This window comes from Natrinema soli, from assembly GCF_028618695.1.
This window is the reverse complement of the sequence record NZ_JAQIVI010000596.1, coordinates 1-17,994: the sequence shown is the minus strand read 5'-3', so window position 1 is coordinate 17,994 and position 17,994 is coordinate 1. Positions and strand designations below refer to the sequence as shown.

General features: G+C 54.5%; 24 protein-coding genes and 6 pseudogenes. 20 read left to right on the top strand and 10 right to left on the bottom strand.

What is annotated here, in order from left to right; translation table 11 throughout:
- The 3 genes and pseudogenes from PGX04_RS27430 to PGX04_RS27420 all read left to right on the top strand — a co-directional run.
- A partial coding sequence (locus PGX04_RS27430) for a thiamine pyrophosphate-dependent enzyme (RefSeq protein WP_273741385.1) occupies positions 1–689 on the top strand: 689 nt, incomplete at its 5' end.
- A gap of 466 nt (positions 690–1,155) precedes the next feature.
- A pseudogene (locus PGX04_RS27425) lies at positions 1,156–2,168 on the top strand (IS630 family transposase).
- 24 nt (positions 2,169–2,192) lie between these two features.
- The gene (locus PGX04_RS27420) at positions 2,193–2,531 is read left to right on the top strand and encodes a hypothetical protein (protein ID WP_273741384.1); all 339 of its coding nucleotides are present in this window, start codon (positions 2,193–2,195) and stop codon (positions 2,529–2,531) included.
- 43 nt (positions 2,532–2,574) lie between these two features.
- On the opposite strand, the gene PGX04_RS27415 is transcribed toward PGX04_RS27420, so the two are convergent.
- Positions 2,575–2,868 (bottom strand): MarR family transcriptional regulator, encoded by a 294-nt coding sequence (locus PGX04_RS27415; RefSeq protein WP_273741383.1) that lies wholly within the window; start codon positions 2,866–2,868, stop codon positions 2,575–2,577.
- Between the two features lie 173 nt (positions 2,869–3,041).
- Here PGX04_RS27415 and PGX04_RS27410 point away from each other — a divergent pair, with 173 nt between their 5' ends.
- The 6 genes and pseudogenes from PGX04_RS27410 (at position 3,042) to PGX04_RS27390 (ending at position 5,670) form a co-directional block, all read left to right on the top strand.
- Complete coding sequence (locus PGX04_RS27410) at positions 3,042–3,293, top strand: sensor histidine kinase (RefSeq protein WP_273741382.1); 252 nt, start codon at positions 3,042–3,044, stop codon at positions 3,291–3,293.
- Between the two features lie 202 nt (positions 3,294–3,495).
- Positions 3,496–3,774, top strand: a complete 279-nt coding sequence (locus tag PGX04_RS27405; protein ID WP_273741381.1) for a PDDEXK family nuclease — start codon at positions 3,496–3,498, stop codon at positions 3,772–3,774.
- Positions 3,774–3,971 (top strand): hypothetical protein, encoded by a 198-nt coding sequence (locus tag PGX04_RS27400; RefSeq protein ID WP_273741380.1) that lies wholly within the window; start codon positions 3,774–3,776, stop codon positions 3,969–3,971. The genes PGX04_RS27405 and PGX04_RS27400 overlap by 1 nt, the downstream gene beginning before the upstream one ends.
- An 87-nt stretch (positions 3,972–4,058) precedes the next feature.
- Positions 4,059–4,346: a PadR family transcriptional regulator gene (locus tag PGX04_RS27395; RefSeq protein ID WP_273741379.1), complete on the top strand. Its 288-nt coding sequence runs from the start codon at positions 4,059–4,061 to the stop codon at positions 4,344–4,346.
- Between the two features lie 743 nt (positions 4,347–5,089).
- Positions 5,090–5,263, top strand: a pseudogene (locus tag PGX04_RS35105) (PD-(D/E)XK family putative nuclease); the annotation flags it as partial.
- 140 nt (positions 5,264–5,403) lie between these two features.
- On the top strand, positions 5,404–5,670 hold the full coding sequence (locus PGX04_RS27390) for a HalOD1 output domain-containing protein (RefSeq protein WP_273741378.1): 267 nt from the start codon (positions 5,404–5,406) through the stop codon (positions 5,668–5,670).
- A gap of 34 nt (positions 5,671–5,704) precedes the next feature.
- Here PGX04_RS27390 and PGX04_RS27385 read toward each other — a convergent pair.
- Positions 5,705–5,964 (bottom strand): annotated as a pseudogene (locus PGX04_RS27385) (DUF7692 domain-containing protein).
- A 281-nt stretch (positions 5,965–6,245) separates the two neighbouring features.
- Between PGX04_RS27385 and PGX04_RS27380 the strand changes: the two are divergent.
- Complete coding sequence (locus PGX04_RS27380) at positions 6,246–6,857, top strand: hypothetical protein (RefSeq protein ID WP_273741377.1); 612 nt, start codon at positions 6,246–6,248, stop codon at positions 6,855–6,857.
- Between the two features lie 354 nt (positions 6,858–7,211).
- Here PGX04_RS27380 and PGX04_RS27375 read toward each other — a convergent pair whose 3' ends face one another.
- The 3 genes from PGX04_RS27375 to PGX04_RS27365 all read right to left on the bottom strand — a co-directional run bounded on the left by PGX04_RS27375 (position 7,212) and on the right by PGX04_RS27365 (position 8,981).
- Positions 7,212–7,649, bottom strand: a complete 438-nt coding sequence (locus PGX04_RS27375; RefSeq protein ID WP_273741376.1) for a hypothetical protein — start codon at positions 7,647–7,649, stop codon at positions 7,212–7,214.
- A 182-nt stretch (positions 7,650–7,831) separates the two neighbouring features.
- Positions 7,832–8,260: a DUF6884 domain-containing protein gene (locus PGX04_RS34205; protein WP_337959494.1), complete on the bottom strand. Its 429-nt coding sequence runs from the start codon at positions 8,258–8,260 to the stop codon at positions 7,832–7,834.
- 349 nt (positions 8,261–8,609) lie between these two features.
- Positions 8,610–8,981 (bottom strand): hypothetical protein, encoded by a 372-nt coding sequence (locus PGX04_RS27365; RefSeq protein ID WP_273741374.1) that lies wholly within the window; start codon positions 8,979–8,981, stop codon positions 8,610–8,612.
- Positions 8,982–9,191: 210 nt separating this feature from the next.
- On the opposite strand from PGX04_RS27365, the gene PGX04_RS27360 reads away from it, so the two are divergent.
- Positions 9,192–9,347: a hypothetical protein gene (locus tag PGX04_RS27360; protein WP_273741373.1), complete on the top strand. Its 156-nt coding sequence runs from the start codon at positions 9,192–9,194 to the stop codon at positions 9,345–9,347.
- Between the two features lie 303 nt (positions 9,348–9,650).
- On the opposite strand, the gene PGX04_RS27355 is transcribed toward PGX04_RS27360, so the two are convergent.
- From PGX04_RS27355 to PGX04_RS27335, 5 genes and pseudogenes are all read right to left on the bottom strand, one after another.
- On the bottom strand, positions 9,651–10,283 hold the full coding sequence (locus PGX04_RS27355) for a hypothetical protein (RefSeq protein ID WP_273741372.1): 633 nt from the start codon (positions 10,281–10,283) through the stop codon (positions 9,651–9,653).
- A 180-nt stretch (positions 10,284–10,463) separates the two neighbouring features.
- The gene (locus PGX04_RS27350) at positions 10,464–11,108 is read right to left on the bottom strand and encodes an HNH endonuclease (protein ID WP_273741371.1); all 645 of its coding nucleotides are present in this window, start codon (positions 11,106–11,108) and stop codon (positions 10,464–10,466) included.
- A 213-nt stretch (positions 11,109–11,321) separates the two neighbouring features.
- The gene (locus tag PGX04_RS27345; protein ID WP_273741370.1) at positions 11,322–11,537 is read right to left on the bottom strand and encodes a hypothetical protein; all 216 of its coding nucleotides are present in this window, start codon (positions 11,535–11,537) and stop codon (positions 11,322–11,324) included.
- Positions 11,512–11,724: pseudogene (locus tag PGX04_RS27340) on the bottom strand (DUF7845 domain-containing protein); the annotation flags it as partial. The gene PGX04_RS27345 and the pseudogene PGX04_RS27340, both read right to left, overlap by 26 nt.
- A 157-nt stretch (positions 11,725–11,881) precedes the next feature.
- Positions 11,882–12,073: a MarR family transcriptional regulator gene (locus PGX04_RS27335; RefSeq protein ID WP_209438489.1), complete on the bottom strand. Its 192-nt coding sequence runs from the start codon at positions 12,071–12,073 to the stop codon at positions 11,882–11,884.
- Positions 12,074–12,293: 220 nt separating this feature from the next.
- Between PGX04_RS27335 and PGX04_RS27330 the strand changes: the two genes are divergently transcribed.
- The 9 genes and pseudogenes from PGX04_RS27330 to PGX04_RS27300 form a co-directional block, all read left to right on the top strand.
- A complete protein-coding gene (locus PGX04_RS27330; protein WP_273741369.1) occupies positions 12,294–12,596 on the top strand; it encodes a hypothetical protein in 303 nt (100 codons plus the stop codon).
- Positions 12,593–12,961: a DUF8112 family protein gene (locus tag PGX04_RS27325; protein WP_273741368.1), complete on the top strand. Its 369-nt coding sequence runs from the start codon at positions 12,593–12,595 to the stop codon at positions 12,959–12,961. Before PGX04_RS27330 ends, PGX04_RS27325 begins: the two co-directional genes overlap by 4 nt.
- A 151-nt stretch (positions 12,962–13,112) precedes the next feature.
- Positions 13,113–14,087 carry a hypothetical protein gene (locus PGX04_RS27320; RefSeq protein WP_273741367.1) on the top strand — a complete coding sequence of 325 codons (975 nt, stop codon included), beginning with the start codon at positions 13,113–13,115 and terminating at the stop codon, positions 14,085–14,087.
- Positions 14,032–14,517, top strand: a complete 486-nt coding sequence (locus PGX04_RS34200) for a winged helix-turn-helix transcriptional regulator (RefSeq protein ID WP_337959493.1) — start codon at positions 14,032–14,034, stop codon at positions 14,515–14,517. Before PGX04_RS27320 ends, PGX04_RS34200 begins: the two co-directional genes overlap by 56 nt.
- A gap of 7 nt (positions 14,518–14,524) precedes the next feature.
- A pseudogene (locus tag PGX04_RS34820) lies at positions 14,525–14,658 on the top strand (IS5/IS1182 family transposase); the annotation flags it as partial.
- A gap of 161 nt (positions 14,659–14,819) precedes the next feature.
- On the top strand, positions 14,820–16,448 hold the full coding sequence (locus PGX04_RS27315) for a hypothetical protein (protein WP_273741366.1): 1,629 nt from the start codon (positions 14,820–14,822) through the stop codon (positions 16,446–16,448).
- A gap of 70 nt (positions 16,449–16,518) precedes the next feature.
- Positions 16,519–17,346, top strand: coding sequence for a winged helix-turn-helix domain-containing protein (locus PGX04_RS27310; protein ID WP_337959492.1), 828 nt, complete (start codon positions 16,519–16,521; stop codon positions 17,344–17,346).
- A 4-nt stretch (positions 17,347–17,350) separates the two neighbouring features.
- Complete coding sequence (locus tag PGX04_RS27305) at positions 17,351–17,668, top strand: hypothetical protein (protein WP_273741364.1); 318 nt, start codon at positions 17,351–17,353, stop codon at positions 17,666–17,668.
- A gap of 125 nt (positions 17,669–17,793) precedes the next feature.
- Positions 17,794–17,994: pseudogene (locus tag PGX04_RS27300) on the top strand (mechanosensitive ion channel family protein); the annotation flags it as partial.

Below are 17,994 nucleotides of genomic sequence, written 5' to 3'. Positions count from 1 at the left end.
AGGCGCTCGACGGCGCGCTGGCGGACCGAACGATCGCCGGTGAGACCGGGCGGGAGCGCGCTCGATCGACGCGAGCCGCGATCGACGAGCTCCTCGAGGAACTACGGGGGATAACGGAGCCGCCGCTGACGTCCGTCACGGCACTGGACGCGATCCGCGAGGGGACGCCGTCCGACGCGATCGTTTCGCTCGATGCGGGCGGATACCGGCTGTGGGCGCTTCAGATGTTCCCGATGTACGAGCCCCGTGGTCACGTCAGTCCGGGTTCGTGGGCGACGATGGGAACCGGGGTTCCCGCCGCGATCGGAGCGAAGATGGCGAACCCCGAGCGAGACGTCGTGGCGCTCTCGGGCGACGGCGGGCTGTTGATGTGCGTCCACGAGCTACACACGCTGGCGGACGAGGAACTCGACGTGACGGTCGTCGTCCTCAACAACAGCGACTATGCCATCATCAGCGAGGACGCCAGCCGGAACTACCGGATGGACGAGGGCGAGTACGGCTGGGAGGAGACGCCGGTTTCCTACACCACCGTTGCCGAGGGGCTTGGTCTTGAGGCCGCGCGGGCAGAAACGCCCGACGAGATCGAGTCGACCGTGGCCGACGCCATCACGAGCGACGGCCCGACGCTCGTCGAGATTCCGACTGATCCTTACGAACCCCAGTCCGGCGTCTGGATGAACCGATAACGACGGTCCGTTCCGACTCGAGCCGTCGAAAGGAGTTGCAATTCGGTAAAAACGAGTCGAATTCCATCGTCCTCGGTTCGTTCGATCGAGATCGCGCTGTCGGCGTGACGTACTCTCGGCTCGGGACGCTCTCCTCGTCCGTCTCGCGGATCCGCGCGCCGATTTCGATGAGCGTTGGCATCTCTTTACCGGCGATCTGGTAGTCGAACCCTCGCTTGACGCGCTCGCGGGGCGGACCGGCACGACGAACCAGAAGGCGACGGCGTCGAGTAAGAACAACGGAACCACAAAGCCATAATCGAACTGCCAGAGGGAAGTCGCCGCGATCACGCTGGCGATCGGCGGCAGGATCGACTGCTCAATCGACTCGTCGGTGTCGAGACGCTCGAGCCAGTATAGATTGTGCGTCGCTGAACGCCGTACCACTCGGCTATAGTAGCCGTTAGAACTTTCTACTCAGAGGTTGTTGCTAAACGTAGTAGATCATCTCGACAAGATCTCTGTCGAGGAATTGCAAGACGCCCTTGACAACGTAGAGGGAAAGAAGCCGATGCAACGGCTCTTAGCGGTAATAGCGTGCAAAAACGGCGTCACACAGACTGAACTAGCCGAGTGGTACGACGTTCAGCGACGGACAATCTATAGCTGACTTAAGCGACTCGACACCGACGAATCGCTTGAGCGTGCTGTAACTGATGATTATTGATCTGGAAGAAAACGCAAGCTCTCAGAAGAAGAGCAAAAAGTGTTCGAAGAAACTGTCCACGAATCGTCCAAAGAAGTTGGTATCGACGCGCCGGCGTGGACGCCGGCGCTCGTACAGCAGGATCTCGGCGAAACGTACGCCGTCGAATACTCAATCCCGAGTTGCCGGCGGTTGCTCAAAGAAGCGGGATTGAGCTATCAAAAACCATGCCGTACAGCCGCCGAAGCTGATGCTGACGAGCAAGAGACATTCCGTGAGGGGCTCAAAAAAAGCGGCAGGAGATGGACGCCACAGTAGTCTGCATCAATCAAACCAAGAAATCCGTCCAAGTCGAGTCGCGTGCCGCGTGGTTTCCGCGCGGCACGCGGCTGTCTATCGAATTATCCAGACAACGCGACTGGACGTGCCTTTTGGGCGCGATCACCGAGGACGGTGATCGCTTTTTTGCTCGGTTCGAAGAGTACGTGACCGCCGACCACGCAAAATATTTCATTTTCGAGTTATGTAATGAGTTCAAAAATGATTTGATCGTGGTGCTCGATGGAGCACCGTACTTTCAGGCATCGGCCGTCACGGACCTGGCGGCCCGTGACGACCTTGCATTCGTCACGTTACCGGCGTACTCTCCCGAACTAAATCCGGTCGAAGCGTGCTGGAGACAACTACAAACGGCTCTCAGTAACCGATTCTTTGGGTCACTTACTGAGCTTACAACAGCGATCGATACCGCTCTCGACCAACTCTCGGTCCCAAATATGAGTAATTATTTTTAATATCTACTATAGTAGAACTGGAAGGTGAGTAGTCCGATTGAAGAACTGAATACAGGATATGATCCAGAGCGGAACGACTTTGCTGGGGGGTCAATAACCCTTGGAGATCAGTATTTGTTCCCAGTGGAGTTCCCTGTCGACACTGTCAGGAGTATCCTCGAGGATCAGGTCGAGGACTATGGGCATGAAATCAGGGACAGTACTGATCCGTATTTTTCGATAGATACCGGTGACAGTGCACGCTACGATCTCTTGTATACTGACGAGGATGAGGGTGTGAAGGCTATTGCTGAGTACGACACGGATATCGGTGAGGCAATGAGTTTCTGGAAGATTGAGGAATTGCTAGAAGAACAGAGGTAACCAGGATTTGTTCTGAATGGGGGTTTTCAATAAATGGGGGCTCTCATTCAGAGACCATATAGAGTTGTTGGCGTGCATCTTGGAAGGATACTTGTTTCTCAATTAATCCTTCCTCTTCAAGCCGGTTGAGTGCATACCGAACGGTCCGTGCAACGAGTTTTGTCTCCTCAATGAGTTTCTTTTGGGTACGTTCATATTCGTATTCTAACGTCTTGTAGACAAGTTTCGAGCTTGGAGGTAGTTCTTCAAGCGACGCTTCTGTTGAAGAGTTCATGTTATATGTTATCGGTGGATCATGGCTTGTAGAGATAGTTTCGGTTTGACGCTTTTCTTGCACCAATGATGACATTTGTATGAGGGTTATAGCGGTCACCAGCGTTCCGGCATCTATTTATATCGTATCACGTCTGTGAACAGACATGGGTCTTACTATCAATGTGGAAGATGATGGTAATGTCGGACTTGATGATGTGGATATCAATGTCTATGGGGATACAATAGAATTTTCTGTTGAAGGAGAGGAACGACACAGATTGGATCGTCTCCATTGAGGACGAGGGAATCGGGATCGACCCAGAAGAACAGGAGCAGATCTTCGAGGTGTTCCAGCGAGGCCACAGTCATAGCGATGGTAACGGTACTGGAATTGGTCTTGCGCTCTGCGAACGGATTATCGAGCGCCACAGCGGAGAGATTTGGGTCGACTCCGAACTGGACGAGGGATCGACGTTCTCGTTTATACTTCCGGCTGCCGATACGTAAACGGCTGTATTGACCGTTCAGCATCCTTCGTAGACTGTCCTTCGATCCGTGTGGCATACGAGCCCTGTATTCAACACGACTCTGCTAACACCACCGGTATCTGATAAGAGGAACAGCGTTAGGTTCGCAACTGTAGTGAGCGTGCGTTTCACGCTAACCTCCTAACCTAGGTTTATGCCTGTTCGTTATACTGTCTTCCCATATGCCAACTGCTGACGTGACGGTTGCAGAGGCGATCCACGAAGCATGTTCGCCGAGTGACTTTGAGGCGTTAGTTGCAACACTGTACGAAAATGAGGGGTTCGAAACCCGCGTCAAGCCACGCGGGACCAGGGAGACAGCACTTGATTTTGGTAGCGAGCGAGCGACAGCAGCGAAGGATACGGCGGCTGAGGCCGGCGAATCGGCGAAAGAAACGGCGAGTGAAACCGCCGATAAGTCGAAGGACAAGACCTCGAACGTCGAGGACAAACTTTGCTAATGACGAGTGACAAGCCTGACGCACTGTCGATCTTGGCCGATCTCACTGGGTATCCCCGAGAGCGATTCGAATACACGGGCAAGATACGCGACCGCTCGGGGATGGAACCAACGCCGATCGTCGACTGGGAACAGGAGGGTGCGTGGGACGATCTCGACGCGAGTGAGCTAGAAGACGACCCAGACGATGCAGACTGACAAATCCGGCATCGTCTAAATATCCTACCAGAGCCGTTTCCCATGCTGTTTTCGACCTCTCATATCCTGATAGAACACCGAACAAATATGTACGATTTAACGGGCTTCCAGCGTGACCTGCTGTACACGATCGTCGGCCAGGACGAACCACACGGACTCGCGATCAAGAACGAACTCGAGAATTACTACGAGAAGGAGATCCATCACGGCCGACTCTACCCGAATCTGGATGAACTCGTCGACAAGGGCCTCGTCGAGAAAGGCGAAGTTGATCGACGGACGAACATCTACACGCTCACTCGGCGCGGTCGCCGCGAGATCGAGGCGCGTTGGGACTGGGAAGACCAGTACGTGGGCGAGCTACTATCAGAGTAGTAGCCGATCGACCAATGGGCTAACAGACAGCTCTTAACCCACGTATAGACCATAATTCCGGGTTCTTTCAACGCGATCTCCCGATCCTCGTAGACGGGTTCGTACTCCGACCCGGATTTCACCATCAACTCATAGCACTCGAGTTTCGGGAGCCACCCACGCAGCGTTCGATCGTGGACTGGGTTGGCCGCGCGCTCACAATACGCTTCATACACTCTACTGCTTGTCGCCGGATGGGTATCCGCCATGACCTCGAGCACGAGCCGCTGGCCACGAGACAGGTCCGAGAGGCGGGAGCAAACCACGGCTTGGTCCGTGTCGGGTTTCGAGTCGTCGATCACAGCCCACGTGACTCGGTCGGCTGCGCTGGTTGCCGTGTTCCGAACGCTGTGAGAGAGCAACGCGATCGCGTCGCGAGCATCTAAATCCGAACATCGGGTAATGTATTCGATCTCGCCGCCACCGATCACGCCGGGTTCGACGCCGACGCTTGCGCGTTTTCTCAAGAATCGGGCGATCGAACACGCCGGGAAAGCGATGCTCACGCTTCGAGAGGACCGAAATCGGGACTATCTCGAGGAACTGTCGGCGTTGATTGATGGCGTGGTGGCGGGGTTCGGCTTTCGAAGGAAGGGGTATCGTCGTTTCAGCGGATGCGGCGTGGAGTCTGGGGACGGTTCGGTAGTAGGTGGTGTTTTTTGCGCACGTGGTCTATAGGCCCGTCTATCGATCTGTTCTCGAGTCGGCACGACGGCTGGTACTGTTTCGTCGTCTCCCGGCCACATGGACGATCGGGATGCACAATCCTCCGTGACAAAATGGTCCGCTCGAGCGAGTTCCCACTGCTCCGGTGGCACGATGGCGGTGATCACCGCGGGACCGAGCAGGCGAAAATCTCGATTGGCACTATCTGCTGAATAAGTGATTCTCTTCGACCGTAATCAGTCATTTCCCTCCGACTCAGAACATGACATGAAAACTGTTCAGAGGCCGTTGTCTGACGTGCGTCATTAGAGGAACGTCTGGTTTTATAGGTTAGTTCCTGACATCGGAGGTTGTGCAACCTAATCAATCGCTCAGTCTGAAGATTGTAGATAAAGTCGCCGAACGTGAAGGAGTCCAACCCGAAGAGCTCAACCCACCGATCCACTCCGCGATCAACACGGACGCACTTGACTCACTCTATGACGCACGCGACTCCGAGAGGAATCCGTCCACAATCGAATTTGCCTACAACGGCTACACGGTGACTGTCGATAGTAGAGGCGACGTGGATCTCGAGAATCGTGTCGCGGCCCTCGACCCTGAGAAAACCGTAGTGTGACTCGCTCTGAGCCCCGGGGCTAAAATTCGATCTCTTAGTAGTCGATCTCAACGGCTGTCTCAGTAGTGACTTCGAAAGCCACTGCTCGAGTCGAACGCGTCTCGGCGATCTCTCGGCGCTGCTCGAGCGTGAGCTCGTCGCCCTCGAGGACTTGGCGGGAGGCCTAGACGAACGTCGGAACGTCATTGCAGGCACTCACCACTGCTTTCGTCTTGTTGCAGTCGTAGCAGTCAGCTGCACGTTCGATCGTGCGTCTCGTCGGTATGCGTAGTCGTCGTCGGTTCTGATTCGCATACTCGTACACACGACCCCTGAAATCCATGTTTTTCGACTCACTGAACGGCCCGTCTCGGCCCAAAATCGGTGGGGCATGTCGGTCATCCAGAGACGAACGGCGGCTCAAATGACCGTGCGACTCGCGATATGCACACGACGAGTCGCGGTTTGTGTACATATTCGAAAACAGATTCTGTCGACATGTAACCCCAGGGGGGATGGTGGGGGAGGAAGGTTTGCTGTCCCAGGTTGTCAGCCTCTTCCCAAAGCTATTTACTATCATTCACAAATTCTAACCTATGAGCGATGACGAGTTTATCATCTCTTCTTTAAAACGCATTTATGATGAGTGTGAGAAGGCGCAGGAAAATACAGAGAATCAAACGGTACTACTCCTTCCAGGAATAGCAGAGAAATACAATGACACTTTAGGTATGGTGAAGGAAAGAAACCCAGATAACGATATTATCAAACAACTGGATGAAATAGAACCAAAAGAGCCAGTGGACAATAAACGAAATTGGTCAGATAATTACGAAAAAATACAGAATATAAAAATTAACGTATCAACAATAGCAGATTTCATGGGCGTAGAAATGAACGGGTTCCAAAATACACTTGATAGAGATGGAATGCCTATTGTTCAGGTCACACAAAACCAAAATGTGAGCCAGAAAGTGGGTATTGAAAATGTGATAGATCAAGTAAACAGTGTTCCGATGAAGGATCATCAAAGGGAGGAATTAGAAGAGTTAGTAAGAGTGTTTCAAAAGCATGTTGAAAAAGAAACTGCAGATCCTTCAAAATTGAAAAGTCTATATGGGAAAATAGCAGAATATAGTGAAAGTATTGCTTTGCAGCTCGGAATCTACACCTTACAACAGGGAATAGATATCGTGTTCCCGAAGTGATATTTAGAGTCGGCAATAGATTTGAGTCATTCGTTTATCACTTCTTTTATATTCTGGCCTTGGTCCATCAAATTGGTCCTTGTTCACGGTTAAATCCCCCATTTTCCCTAGTTTGTAGAGTCGCCAGTAAGGAACAGAATTCGAACGACTCCGCCCACCAATCTGATATCCGCTTAAAACTACGTTCCCTTTGGTTGTCCGCCCCACCTTGTGCGGTTCTACGGTCCGCGGTAGACGATCATATGTGAAACTAAGCGTTTGGCGATCGTTAATTGCTTCACAAATAGTATCTCTCATGTGTATTTAAATATGCTAATGCAGGGATATAAATCATAGGGTACGGTTCTGGCCACGCTATATCATATTATATCGTTCGGTCGGCTTTTCCTCAGGCTTAGCGCACTCGAGACCCATCCAATCGGACGCAGTGACGTCGTCGACATTCTTCCACGGAACTGGTCCTCGTCCGGGTTCGGTGTTTGGTTCGGTCTCTCCCTCCTCGAGAGGGTCACCGACGTACCCATCACTGCGGTAACCCGACTGTGAGTAGCCAGTGATGATCCGCCCGAAGTTCGCGGTCGGACTTTTACCCATTTCGCGACATGCGATCGCGATGAGTGCTTCCTCGAGGCCTTTCCGGTCCTGGTCGTGGGTGGCGAATGACGGCGTCGCGGTCGATACTTCGAACGCCGGTCCGTCTCGACCACGAACTGCCCAGAGGCACGGTGCAGCTGTGTGCGGATCGCGGAACGGCATCTCTTCGGAGTAGACGTTCCGTGCCAGTGCGCTCACCCGTCCCCGTGTACTCCGTCCGGTTTGACCGATATACTCGAGGCCGTCACGGTCACAATGGCAAACGCGGTAGAGTCCCGGGTTGGTCGAAATCGCTGTGAACTCATCGTCCGTCGGGTCAAGAGATAGCCAGTCGCTCCAATTCACCCCCATCCAGTCGTCTGCATACAGATCTCGTTCGTTCATATCTGTTCGTTGTACCATGCAAGTCGCTCACCTATCATTAATCCCTTAGTCGGAATCCGTATCTGGACATTGTGTTCCTCGAGGAGGGGCAGCAGTTCCTCGTAGTACGCTTTGCCCGCATGGAATACGAGGGTGATATCGGATTCGAGCAAATCCGCCGCCTTCAGCTGGTCATACACGGTTTGGGACCACTCTCGCTTACGTGCTACTCGAGCGCCAGTGAGAGTCTCATCGTAAGGCTCGATCGACGGACCATCCGGTTCAAGCAGATGGTGTTTGGCGGAAAGGACGTACCAGTTGTCGTGATGACGTTCACAGTACCGACGTGCCTTGCTGAACAGCGTTGACGGACTGTACAGCTCACCTGGTGGTACTGGTTGCTCGCGTTTCGTTTTCGTACAGCTTACTAGTCCTATTTCGGTCATTGTTCGATCACTCGACAATCTCCCACGTGATGACAGCGCCTTGCTGATGAACAGGATGCTGTAGCCCGTCAAAATAGGCGATATTCCTCGTTTCTACTTGGAAATTGTACCAGTGATCCACATCCATACAGAAGGTACTGTCTAGATAAGGGAAACCGCAAGACAGGACGACAATGAAGTGACGGTATCGGTTGTGAAATTACCATCTATGATTTAACATAAAGAGACCCTGTTCCACGAGCAGCGAAAATTCGGCTGCTTCAGCAAACGTCCCATAAACAGTAATGGTCCCAGATCCCATCGGTGTTGCTTCGACAGACGCTGAAACGGCGTTTGACGTTAGAATCGCTTAACTAGACAGTGCCATACAGAACTTCTCGGCAACTGCCTTGGCAGTCATTTGCTCGTACTCTTCGTCGACTTTTTCGTAATAGAGGCCGAGTACTCCACCGTTCGATCCAAACTCCGACTCGTAGAGTTTCTTCGTATCGGTAAGTAGTGACGAGGAACTTCGCTCAGGAAACGGCGTGAAGATCCGCGCAAAGCTATTCGGATCGATGTTTCCGTTGTCGTACCGGAACCGGAGTAGCTTGGCCTCCACTGGAAGTTGAAGCCCGTCGTGATCGAGAAAGAGATCGCATCGTCGTGAACCCTCGAGGTACGACACTTCGGTCTCGGTCGCTTCTCGGAGCGGGTGGCCCTCGAGCGCCTCGAGAATCATTTCAACTTGGTTTTCCTCCTCGAATGGACCAATTCCAGGTTGTCACCGTTCGTGTTCGGCACCCGCATCAACATCCGGAGTGCGACAAGCACGACAATGAATGGGACGACGAGCAACCTCCCTTTGACTCGAGGGAGGCGGTCAGGAACCACATCATTAGGTGCTCCTCGCGCGCCTGCCTTTACGGTGGCCGCGCGTGATGGCAGGGGTATGGTGCTTGATGAACGGAATCCGGTGGACAAGTGCCCCCGTTGCGGCGAGGAGGCCTACGATCACTTTGGGCCGGGTGGGGCGTTCGAGGGCGATCCGATTGGCCGTATCCGGGTCTGTGTGACGGAAGAGGGTGCGTTCTTCCACTCGGTGTAGATGGTAGCGTGACTGGGTTGTTTCTGCCGTCGATCGTGTCGTGCCCCGCGTCAAGAATGTATAGCAGCGACCGCCACATCGAGACAGACACCAGCCGAGTCTCAGTCGTCGACCTCGTCCATTTCGGCCATCGCTTCGATGCCTTCCTCGACTACATCGACAGGTACTCCATTAGCATCAGCGATCTCCTCGCTGTCGGGGACATCAATCATGTCTACGTCTACGCTGTGGATGGTGTTAGTGGCTGGGATGGTGTCCGCGATCCCGGCGGTCGCGGGCGTCAACTGATGGCGGTGTACAGACCTACTCTTCAGACTCAGCGTTGATGGGGCGAACTCGCCCTTCTAAGGTGATCATCAGGTTCTCGTAACCGAGAATCTTGTTCATCTCTTCGATTATCTCCCTTCGACGTTCTTCGGCGTCGATATGTCGTCTCCTATCGACGAGCGATTCCATCACCATCACGACGTTCTCGTAGTCGCCCTCGTTGAGATCGCGGAGGTGTTGATGGATGATCTTGTCGCGGTCGCCGAGAGTGTACTTGTCGGGGTAGTCAGGAGATGGGACGTCTGCGAACTCGAAGATGCGATCTATCTCCTCCCGTTCTGGTGTCTGACCTGCCTTGGTACTCCTGCCAGCGAACTCGTTACGCAACCCGTCAAGCGACTTGTGGTAGGCGATGCACTTGGCCAGTCTTGCAAGCGTCTCGTCGCCGAACTTCTGAAGTGCCTTAAGTCGTTCGAGGTACTCGCCACCTTCGGTGTTGAGTTCCTCAACCTGTTCGGCGCTCACGTACATCTTCTGAAGTTCCTCCCATTTGGGAGTCCAGACGTACTCCCGGCCGCGGTTGTCGGTGAAGATCACGTCCATCTTGATTCGCCCATCGGGGAACGTGCCGATGGAGTCGATCTCATCGAACTTCAGTCGGTCAGGCATGTCCGCGTGTTTCGCTCACTCCGTTAAAATTCCAACCGGTACCGACCGCGCTCTCAACAGCGCGGACGCCCGACCGACGATACTGTTCCAGTAGTCGGCAGTCCACGACCGGGCTGTCCGAGTGGGGATCTAGTTCTGACCTGAGTGCAAGAGGTTGCGCTGCTCGGCGAAGGACGTAGGCTACGAGATGTCGAACAGGTCATCCACGTCGAAGTCGAATTCCATGTGATGGACGTCTGGATCGAAGCTCTTGATTTTCCAGTCCTCGGGTAGTCGCTCACGAAGCATTTCCGATCCCGGCCCGTAGTCGTATATTATCGCCTTCATGTGGTTGCAGATGAACTCTTCTTCCCCGTTCTCCTGTAGCTTCCTGTAATTGGGACAGTCGCACACCACTTCCTTGCAGTCAACGATGTAGTTCTCGATCCGTCCGAGGGTGGTGGTTACCACCAAGTACTTTGACTCGCTGACTCTGAGTGCTTTCTCGGTTTTCTCGTGTTCTCCGTCCTCATACTCTACAAGTGAGAACATCGTGGTGTGTTCGGGGGAGATGTCATCTACGACTTCGAGGGGTTGGTCACGGGGTTCGCGGCATTCCTGCATCTCTTCGTTATCGTCGTGAACGCGTGCATGGCAGTCGGCGCAGAGCGTGACGAGGTTGGTGAACCGGTCAGCACCGCCCTGACTTTTCGGAACGATGTGGTGGGCGTGGACTTCGGTGTCGCCGTATGGGCCTCCTTCGGATTGGCAGTTGCCGCATTTGTACTGGTCTCGTCGATAGACTTGGCGGCGGCGGACATCCCAGTCGTCGGGATAGTTGCTCATAGAGATATGAGGTTCTTTGCCGAGATAATTCCTATGGGGGTAGTCAGATACCGGGGCTTCTGGCCACATCAGCAGCCCAGAACTGGGTTTATAAAGATTAGACACGTAATTACACACGTTGATGGAACACGGCGAAAACGAGTTCGAGACCGACATTTGACCGCTCGGCGGCTCCCGCGGAACCACTATCCCCCCGCGAATCCTGATGTGGACTCAAGCCCGGACGCCGAGGACGCCGAAGTGCGCTGGCTCTACGATGACGACCGCCGCATCTACGTCGAGTTCGGGCGCGCGTCCGATGAGCGCGCGGAAGACATCTACAGCCGCACCACCTCCATCCAGAAGCATTCGGAGGGAAGTCGCGCGACCGCCATCCCCATCGACGTCCTCCGCGGCGAGGGAGCGGCGTCGGGTCTTCGTAGAGTTCAACCTGATAGTCTCGAGCGACGGCGTCGAAGTGATCGTCGTCCAGGTAGATACCGCTACCATCGGGACCCAGCGGAATGTCTTCCCAGTGGAGCGCGTTTAACAGCATCTTCTCGATCCGCTCGGTCATCTCGTGGCGATCGACCCACTCCCATGCCTCGCCGTCGTTCATCGGTTTATTCACGAGACAATCTTCTCCCTGCTGGTGACATGGAGCTAGCAGGGATACAATCCTACGAAGAATTTCGTCGAGTCATCAGCAACAACAAGATGATCTCACGAACTCACACTGTGCCGGCTGTTGAGTCCTGGGATAAACACATACCGCTAATCTATGTCCGCCTTCATTATTCTTCACGTGGATCGTCGACAAGATGCCAGAACGCCGTTGGTTCATGGACGTATTCGATCTTACCCGCTGCATGGAGCTTATCAAGCCGCTTTCCGACTGTTGGACGCGTTGAATCAAGCTCGTCGACAAGATATCCAGTCGTTGCGTAGCCATCGGTAGATGCGAAAACGTCCAGGACGTCGTGCATCAGTGGGTCAATTCGTAGAGTCACTTTCTGCACTGTAATTCGACCTTGGTTATAGTAGCAGAGGCTACTACTTGTCTTTAATGGTAGAAAATACGATTAGTCTTTACTATCCGTTAAGTATAAGTTACTTACTCGCATATTGTAGAGTGAGCACGGGATGCCTCGGAAAACTTCTGAGGCCGGTGTTAGAGCACCGACCCCGTGCTGGACCTACCAGCATATGAGTATACAATCGCAATCCCACGAAACGGTTTCGGCTCGCAGCCGCACTGACCCACGACCAAACTACATCCTCGTCGGCATCGACACCGAGGACGCACACCACATCTACCGCACCACAGACGAAACCGTCCACGTCGTCCACACCACAGAACGCACCTACCGCTACAACCTCAACACCTGCAGCCAGTGCATCAATGACTGGATCGAGTACGTCAACGCCGAACGCGGCTTTACAACTCAACACCTCTACTCGAGTCTCACGAACTCGTTCCTCGACGCACTCGAGGGTGACGACCAATGAGAGTCGCCACCACCCCTACCCAACTCCTCGAGGGGTTCCCGGTCGGTCCCCACGGCACCACCACGTGCCAACACTGCAAGTACCGACTGTACGAAGGCGACCGCGCGACCATCCTTGCCTCCCGCCCAGCCGACACCGACCGCTGGGCGATCCATCGACCCTACTGCGTGGCCTGCAGTCCCGACGACATCACCCAGCCGACGCTTGGCTGTACAGAACTCTTAGCCCAGTGCCGACTCGGCACCCGCGCTGATCTGGCCACCCAGCAGACACGGCTAGTCGTTCTCGAGCCCGAGGTCCAGGACTCGAGTCCACCCTCCAACAGGGCCACCGAACCAGAGGCGATCCCCATCCCCAATCGGTGAGCCCCTAACACGCACTTGCGCCGACAGCCGGTGAGCCACTGCACTCGGCTGTCCGCACTCTCTGCACTCGACTCCAGGACTCGATGGCACGCCACTCCACTCGCCAGTCACCACGCCCCCAGCTTCCACTCGCACTCGAGGTGAGTCCACCGTGACCGACGCGGGACTCACACCGACACAGCAGCCGCCGCTGTCTCCACAGGCCAGCCTCGAGATCGACACTGATCCCGTCTCGACGCTGTGGGACCAGCTGTTCGAACACCAGTCGATCCGAGACCAATTCATCCGCGCCGTGCGCCGGTTTGCTGACGGCCGCACTGTCCCCGAGTGTTACGACGTCCTCGAGGAGCAGAACGTCCCCTACTGGTTGCGCTCCCGGATCCTCGAGGTCGCTCGCGGCAACCGTCGCGACGCGTGGCGACTCGCCGCCGATCTCGTGCCAAAGCTCGGGCAGGGCCATGCGAGTCTCGAGGACCTGTTCGCGACCGCCCAATTCTTCACCGACTACCTTCCTGACGACCAGCCATCGACGCTTGCAGTCACCATCAATCGCGAATTTGAGGACACCCCTCGACGGAAACGTGAGCCGATCTGTCGACTGCTCGCCGTCCTCGCAACGGGCTTCGATGCCCGTATCATCGCAACTGGACGGACCCAGCACTGGCTTGCCCAACACCACCGCGAAGACCTCCCCGGCGTGAGCGAATGGCGAGAGACACACCACCCTGCTGGGGACCGCGTCGACGACGCCCTCGAGGCGCTGGATCCGGACGGCCGCAAGGTCGAACTCCTCCGGCAACTCGAGGATGAACCCGCCCAGACACTCTCTCGGCACGCGTTGCGGGCGATGCACGACGTCGATCGCAGCCGAATCTCCCAACTGCTCGTCTCCGAACAAGACTCGCTCACTGAGCTTGGACTGGTCGCTGAGTTCGGCCCTGCCGATGATCGGACTGTCGAGTTACTCGAGGCCGGCCGACAGCTACTCGAGCAGCTGGACACCCAATACGGTCGTCATCAGGTACTTTCGGAGGCCGTGAGCAACACCGGAACATCCTCCCAACAGTGCCGTGGGCCGAATAATCCATACGCTTCTCACAGCCGAAAACCGCCTGTCACAGCGTGACCTCGCTGACCGAGCGGGCGTCTCAGCACGGACAATTCGGAACTATCGCAACCGACTCGAGGCGTTCGATCTCATCTGGGTTGACGAGAACGGATACCGCCTAGCACTATCGTTCCAGACTACTTCCGAACGCCGTGATTCGGTTGTTCCAACTGTCCTCGAGGAGAATCAGACGCTCCTCGACGCTGCTGATGTGTTCCTCGAGACGATCTTGCCACCAGATCGGTACGGCGACCCAAACGATCCACTCGGCAGCGCGTTGTTCTGGCCACCAGATCCGTCGCGATTACTCGATAATCCGACGGTTGACCCGTGGCTGCGACTAGCAGTTGCACTTACAGCGACAGAATCTCCCAGAAACAACCGGACGGTGCAGATGGGCCCACCGCTCGAGCAGCAAGCCCTTTCCGGAACCGCTGACATGAACTGACTACCCTATGACTGAAACTGTGAACTCCGCTATCAAGTGCTCGCCCGGCAAGCCGGGCGAGCGCGTACCTGGTATCGAGAGTTCCGTGAGATCGCCTTGATGTGTGTCGTCTATAACATCAAGCGGGCCGTCAAACAGTGAAATCCACCGCCGTATGGCGATTCAACACAGCCGAATAGAGACATACTCCGATACGTGACCACCGTTTAGGTTACTAGATGTCTAATATTATATCTATAAAAGATGATTTTGAGATAATTAAAAACGATAGTACTATATGTTCTGATGCTTATCGAGACAATATGCCACAAAAACAGATTCCGGATGAAAGTCGTGGGGAGAAACAAAAAAGTACCAGTTTGGCTCGCCGTGAGTGGCTGAAAATGGGCGGTACGGCCATCGGGGCGTCAATGTTTGGACTGTTGGGAGGTGTAGGGACATCGACTGCAGCCACAAATACTGATATTGATTTAATAGACGAAGTTCCTGATCGTGCCTATCGGATCGATCAAGAGGCCCCCGACGATGCGAGCGACGCGTTGCCTACGACCACAGCTTCAGGGTATAACAATCGGTCCGGTGATTTGACGACGGCGATTGAGAACGCTTCTCAAAACGGTAGGCTCCTCGAACTTGAACCTGGTGGTACTTACGAAATGAGTTCAGGGGTATATAATACTGGATCAATTATGGGTGTCGTCTGTGATCCCGACAATCCTGCAACAATCTACCTTACCGGTGGCTTTACGGAAGACGTAGCGTGGCCAGTAGGTGGCGCCGGTGACGATGAACTCGTGATGCAGGGTATCGAGTACGATATCAGTGAGGTAGATGACGCATCGATCCTTACCACGTACGGTGCAATCCAGGAGTACGTCTTGATTCAGGACGTTACACTCCGTGGCCAGCGCGCGAAGCTTGCCGAAGGTGGAGATGCCGTCCACACCTTTCTGGTCAACGTCGCGTCTGGTGGGGAGTTCCTCGTCCGGCGCGTCGAGTTCCCTGACGGTGGTATTGAGGTACCTGGTGAGGACGGTTTCGATCTAAACTATGCGATTCCGATGGCGAGTAATCGCGATCACCAAGGGTATGGTGTTTGGAAGGACTGCTATGTTGCGCATTTCAATAATAATGGGTACTATCTCTCTGCCGGCCAACAGACTGGTCCTAACGTCCTCTGGGACTGTGTCGCTGAGAATAACGCTCGCGGCAACATGCGACTCGGCCACCAAGACGTCATCGTCGGCGGTCGCTCGGAAGTCAACAGCGATTATCAGAAAAACGAACAACCAGGAACACCGGTTGTGAACGGCAACCATGAGTTCGATTATGTGTCTGGTCTGACAGTAATCGCCGATAGTGACGGGTGGGGTGGTGCGGGAATCCAGACTAGGACTGATGCCGAAGGCGGCGAGATACGTAAGTCTGTGCTTCACTTCAAAAGTGGCAATTCATTGCCAATTCGTGTCGATTCAACTGCTGAAGTTCATCTCGACATGGAAGATATGTGGATTCTTGATGAGTCTGGTGGTGCGAAGACCTTCGGGATCTCTACCATATTCCCCAACCCGGGAACGCTCGATCTCGGTAGCAATGTGCACGTCGACTCAAACGCAAACGTGACGTTCCGGATCGGCTCTGCGGGCGAGTTAATCGGGCCCGACGGCACCTCATATACCAGCGACGTCAATGCATCGGATGTCGGTGTCGACGCCAACCTTTCGGAAAGCGACTTTCCGAACTTCCATTTCGGAGACAACGGAGGCTCTGATTCAGAAGAGCCAGAAGACTCAGAAGACTCAGAAGAGCCAGAAGAGCCAGAAGAGCCAAAAGAGCCCGAACGGCCCGAACAGCCCGAACAACCAGAAGACTCAAAAGACTTAAAGGACTTATACGATTCCTGTCTCGAGTATTTAGAGTCTCCTCAGTAGACCCCGATGTCAGAACGATACATTCAGTGAATCTGACCGAGAAATGGTTTGCTGAGATTGGGTTAGTGCGGTGACCGACTGCAGCGCAGAATTCTCTGATAGGTGGCCCGGAGCCGCCGCTCTGAGCGCGGCGAACGCGTCGGCTCCATCGGAAGCTACCCGTACTCACCGAGTGGTCGGTCCCAATAGTTGCGGATCACTCGGAACGTCCGCGGCATTCGGCCGCGGACTGGATACTGTTGTCGATAGTAGTCGGCAAAGATGTACGCGAGAGACGTCTCGAGCACTCCAGCAACTTGCCACCGAAGACGAGAGCCGAGAGCTCCGGCCGGATGAACTCCGGTATGCGTTGGGAACGCTCGAACCCAAACAGTTGTGCTCTGATCTGCCACCGACGGTCGGTCGGATCGTTCAGACGCTGTTGACAGCCGACAGTCGCCTCTCGCAGCGAGAACTCGCCGACCGAGCAGACGTGTCGGCACGAGCGGTTCGAAACTATCGAGATCGGCTCGAGGCACTTGATCTCATCTGCATCGACGAACATGGCTATCGACTGACGCTGTCCTTCCAGACACCCGCTGAGCGGCGTACTCCCGTCGTTCCCAAATTCTCCGGAAACGATCAGTCGCTGCTCGACGCGGCCGATGCACTCCTCGAGATGATACTACCACCAGAGCGATACGGCGATCCCGATGATCCACTCGGCAGTGTGCTATTTTGGCAACCGGATCCCTATCAACTACTCGAACATCCAGCAGTCGGCGCATGGCTTGGTGTGGCGGCTGCTTTCGGAGGGACAGCACAACCCGGGGATGGACAGATAGTGATAATTGGACCACAGATCAAGCAAGAGTCATTGGTCAGCAGTGGAACTATGAAAAAGGAACAGGCACGATAGATCAATGGATGATAGCTTAGACGTCTCACAACAATACACCTTTTCGCCTCCACTCGATCTCCTCTCGGCTTTAGAGTCCCTAAATATCCAGTATTTAGACGTCACTGAGACGCGTACTCTCGTTAACTTCAAGGCAGCGATCCTTAACCTCGAGAGCAACGAGGGACCCCTCACAACTCTCAGTAGTGCCGAGATTATGGTCTATGAACTACCTCGTCACACCAATACTGATGATCCAGAGAATGAGGCGATCTCAGTCATTGAGAAGTTCATTGATCAGATTACCTCGGCTGAGATGACGACAGCCTCGCGTCACGAGTAAGGTAGTTTGTTGGCGTGGAGAGGTGCGAGGCGCACCTATGGGCATGCCGAAGTGTGACTTCCTATCGGTTACGTCGAATAGAAATTTGTTTAAAAGGGTCCTACGTTTTTCTTGGAGAGTCCGCTATGCTACCACTCCAACAGGTAATTCCCATCGATCCGCAACAGTATATCCCGCCACTTGTCAGCGCGGTCACGACTGTCGTCTTATTCGTCGTCGCATTCGCGCTCATTTACCAGCTCGGGAAGTATTTCATGACTCAGGCAGTAGAGAGCAGTCTCGAATACCGCGACTTCGACAGGACACTCATTGATCTCGCCGTGAGT